Below are 3,732 nucleotides of genomic sequence, written 5' to 3'. Positions count from 1 at the left end.
CGCACACACGACCCGATCGAGGTGTTCACCGCCCTGGGCAGCGCCTGCGCCGCGGCCACGGCCGGGTTCGTGCTGCGCGCGGCCGAACGCCGCACCCCGGTGCTGCTGGACGGCGTGTTCTCCTGCGCGGCCGCCCTCGTCGGCGCCGAACTCGCCCCGGACGCCACCCGCTGGTGGCTGGCCGGACACCGCTCCACCGAACCGTCCCAGGCGTTCGCGCTCAAGGCACTCGGACTGGACCCGATCCTCGACCTCGGCCTGCGCCTCGGCGAAGGCAGCGGCGCCGTACAGGCCGTGCCGACCCTGCGCGCCGCCCAGGCCGTCATCAGCGAGATGGGCCTGCTGGCCGACCTGGGCCGGTAGGCTCCTCGGACGTGCTGGGCGTGTCCCAGGCACCGACGGCCCGCACGGAGTCACCCACGTCAGCGCCAACACCGCACCAGGAACTCCCACCTCGCACGACCGTCGACATGCAACGACCATCTCGGCGGCTACTCTCCGGCTACGCGGGCACCGTTCTGGTCACGGCGGCCCAGGCGACCTGACGGGTCACACCTAACAGGCACAAAACTCATACTCGACTTGAGTTCGTGCACCGCGGTCACACGAAACTCAGAGTGGGTTTGAGTTATACGTCATCGTCGAGACGTCTGCCCATACCGTGCGGTCGCCCGCTCGTGCCGCAACACACGAGCGGACAGCGGTGACTGGGCGGCCAGCCAAACTGGCCCGGTGGCATGGATCATCCCGGGACTACGGCGCCGTTGCGAAAAAACGTCCCTATGCAGCACGGCCCCCGGTCGCCCCTGCCGGAAGTCCGGACGCTCGCGGGGTCACGACCGAGATCATCAATACGCCAGTGCCTCGACAGATGAAAGTATCATTTCAAAAAACCTCACAAAACATAACAATCAGGTCGCCATTCGGCGTGTTGTCCAACACAACCGCGGTGACGCTAGTGTCAACATGATTCGATCGAATCAACAGCTCCGCGAATATGGGGGAATCATGTACCGGTCGAGATCGACCAGATGCATGTCGATAGGCGGCGTCTTCGTGGCCATCCTATTGGGGATTCAAGCTCCCGCCGCGGCATCGTCGGCCGCCGGTCAGGGGCACCCACACCAATGGAAAGCGTTGGACACCGCACCACGGGGAAGTGCCGTCAAGCAGGTGGTGGGCACCAAGGAGGGACCCGGGAACTGCGTGTTCGACTTTCGGTACGCCCTGCCTCCCGAAGGCGAGGCCCTCTATGTACGGGAGATTCGTCGAGACCTCAGCCGATGCGTGACCGAGGTCGCGGAGTTGCGCGGTCAAGCAGCACTCGACGCGATCGCGGAGTCGAACGCCGAGGAGAAGGCGGAAGGCCGCTTCAAGGAGGTGCGGAAGGTCGCACCGACAGCCGGGGGCGAGCAGAGCGGTCCGACCGCCTCAGACCACAGCTACATCAACTCTCAAGGGCATGGGAGAACCCTGTGGGAGGACCCCATTGACGCTACGGTGGCCGAGGTGACGAACAGAGTGAACTGGTCCTGGAACAACCACAATTGCGTCGATCCGGGCTGGGGAGGTTACCGCTACTACTGGCTTAGTGCCAGCGGCTGGCGACTGGAGGAGAACAACTTCAAGAACGTATACTGGTGTGAACGGCAGCTATCGGAGTCTTCCGCGCATTTCTTCAACGGTGCCTTCTGCGCTGGTATCGACACCCACGCATACTGGGACAGAAACCAAGCCGCAGGCGATTGGGACGGTTGGCTCCGGTCAGGGTGGTCCACCCGGGTCGAAGGAGGATGCACCGCCTTGCTCCGTTTCGAACATCACCTTGTTCGGGAGAAGAACTAGCGGAAAGCGGCCGTCGTCGCCGCCCGCTCAGCCGACCGCACTTCGCCGCACCCGCTAGACTCGGCGAGACGAGGAGACGATGGCGAGGAACGCGATGATAGCCACACTCCGCAGCAGGCCGTGGGCGACCGCAGCGGTGCTGTACGCGTGGTGCACGGCGGTCATTCTCACCGCCCTGATCGAGCCGGAAACGCTGGCGCTCGCGGTCCCGCCCGCACTGGTGGCCACGTTCCCCCTTGTCATGCCATGGCGCCACCACGGGCCCGCCGTCGTCATCGCAGCCGTGCTTCTGGGCCTGTGGGCCATCATCGGAATCGCCCTGCTCGGCCCCTATTTTCTGCCGAGCGCGATTCTCCTCGGTGTCGGCTACGTCCGTCTGCGAGCGAGCGTCCGGCCGCGTGCCAACCGCTCGACCCAAGGAATGGCGTAGCCGCCCGCGCCCGCGGCGGCCCCGCGCCGCACCTACCCCGGGACGGCCGTGGCCGATGTGACCAACGCCGATCCGCTCCGCTTCGGGCACCGTCGGCCACCGCCACGCAGAAGCGGGTGCCCATCCTGGTGGACCTCGGTACCGCTCAGCGAGCGTGCTCGACGCGGACACGCTGTCGCGCATGCGGGCCGCGCGGTGACAGAATTCCCGTCCCGTGGACACGAAACAGCCGACGCTGACCACGGAGCGGTCGACGCTTGAGCCGCTGGGCGAGCGGCACACCGAGCCGATCGTCCGGATGTTCGCCGACCCGGAGATGAGCCGCTATTTCCCCGGCGACCTCACCGTGCGGCAGAACGCGGAGGCGATGGTACGCCGACGGCTGGCCTACTCCGGCCCGCCTGAACTCGGCCACTGGGTGTTCCTGCGGGACGGCGTGGTGATCGGACTCGGGCACCTGCGACCGTCCTGGGAACTGCCGGGCGAGCTGCCCGAGATCGGCTGGTACCTCGCGACCGAGCACGGCGGGGCGGGCCTGGCCACCGAGGCGGGCCGCGCGTTGCTGCACTACGGCCTGAACGAGCTGGGGCTGGACTCGGTGTGGGCGCTGGTCCACACCGAGAACGCGCCGAGCCTGCGCCTGGCGCAGCGTCTCGGCTTCCTCCGCGTCGGCAGTGGCGTCCACTACGGCCAGATGTGGCACCACGTCCACGTCGCCCTGCCCGGGCGCGTGTCCGGGAAACGCCCGGACGGCACCGGCTCACTCACTCCGGCGGTGGGACCCTAACCGCCCGGGTGGCGACGCCGCCGCGACCGGACGATGCCGTACCCGGCGACGGCGACCGCCGCCGCCACACACACCGCGGTGCCCGCGTTGAGCGGCCACGGCACCATGTTCACGCTGCTCCCGTCCGGCCACACGCAGCGGCTCTCGGCCGGGTGCGCGAAGAAGCTCCCCTCCGCGCGGCGCACACCCGTGTCGATGCTCAGCGCGTGCGGAGTGCACAGATCCTCCGGCTGGAGGGTGAAGGTCGACCAGAACGCGAGCACGTGGAAGTCCACCGCACCCAGCAGCAGCCACACCACCGGCTCGGCCCGCGCGCGGCGCGTGCCGGGCGGCGCGAACGAGTGCCGCCGCGTGGTCAGCGCGTGCACGAGTTTGCCGAGCAGGGCAAGCGGTGTTCCGACCAGCAACAGGGTGGCGAGTTCGAAGGCGAGGTCCTCCACGACGGCGATCATCCCGCGGGAGGCACCGGGTGTGTGCTCACCCGTCCAGAACGGTGCGCAGTGTCTTGAGGAACTCGCCCATGTCCGCGCGGACGGCGAGGCGGAGCCAGTCGGAGTCGAGGCCCGGGAAGGTGTCGGCGCGGCGGACGGCATAGCCCTCCTCGCGCAGGCGGTGCCGGACGCGGGCGCCGTCGGGCACGCGCACCAGGACGAACGGGCCGCGCGGCACG

5 protein-coding genes and 1 pseudogene are annotated in these 3,732 nt (G+C 68.3%); 4 read left to right on the top strand and 2 right to left on the bottom strand.

All coding sequences use genetic code 11. The annotated features are described in order from the left end of the window. The 4 genes from SACSA_RS0112135 to SACSA_RS0112125 form a co-directional block, all read left to right on the top strand. Nucleotides 1–363 (top strand): nicotinate-nucleotide--dimethylbenzimidazole phosphoribosyltransferase (locus tag SACSA_RS0112135; protein WP_019816197.1); only part of this gene is annotated, 363 nt, incomplete at its 5' end. Nucleotides 364–1,056: 693 nt separating this feature from the next. Continuing rightward, complete coding sequence (locus tag SACSA_RS25250; RefSeq protein WP_198009056.1) at nt 1,057–1,845, top strand: hypothetical protein; 789 nt, start codon at nt 1,057–1,059, stop codon at nt 1,843–1,845. A gap of 94 nt (nt 1,846–1,939) precedes the next feature. After that, nucleotides 1,940–2,275 (top strand): hypothetical protein, encoded by a 336-nt coding sequence (locus tag SACSA_RS0112130; RefSeq protein WP_157596833.1) that lies wholly within the window; start codon nt 1,940–1,942, stop codon nt 2,273–2,275. A 214-nt stretch (nt 2,276–2,489) separates the two neighbouring features. Then, nucleotides 2,490–3,062 (top strand): GNAT family N-acetyltransferase, encoded by a 573-nt coding sequence (locus SACSA_RS0112125; protein ID WP_019816194.1) that lies wholly within the window; start codon nt 2,490–2,492, stop codon nt 3,060–3,062. Here the strand turns inward: SACSA_RS0112125 and SACSA_RS0112120 are convergent. After that, nucleotides 3,059–3,514: a hypothetical protein gene (locus SACSA_RS0112120; RefSeq protein ID WP_019816193.1), complete on the bottom strand. Its 456-nt coding sequence runs from the start codon at nt 3,512–3,514 to the stop codon at nt 3,059–3,061. The genes SACSA_RS0112125 and SACSA_RS0112120 overlap by 4 nt on opposite strands. Nucleotides 3,515–3,539: 25 nt before the next feature. Further along, a pseudogene (locus SACSA_RS0112115) lies at nt 3,540–3,732 on the bottom strand (Rv2231c family pyridoxal phosphate-dependent protein CobC); the annotation flags it as partial.

It is taken from the genome of Saccharomonospora saliphila YIM 90502, from assembly GCF_000383795.1.
Classification (GTDB): Bacteria; Actinomycetota; Actinomycetes; order Mycobacteriales; family Pseudonocardiaceae; genus Saccharomonospora; species Saccharomonospora saliphila.
Note: the sequence above shows the minus strand (reverse complement) of the source record. Positions and strands in the feature narration are given on the sequence as shown.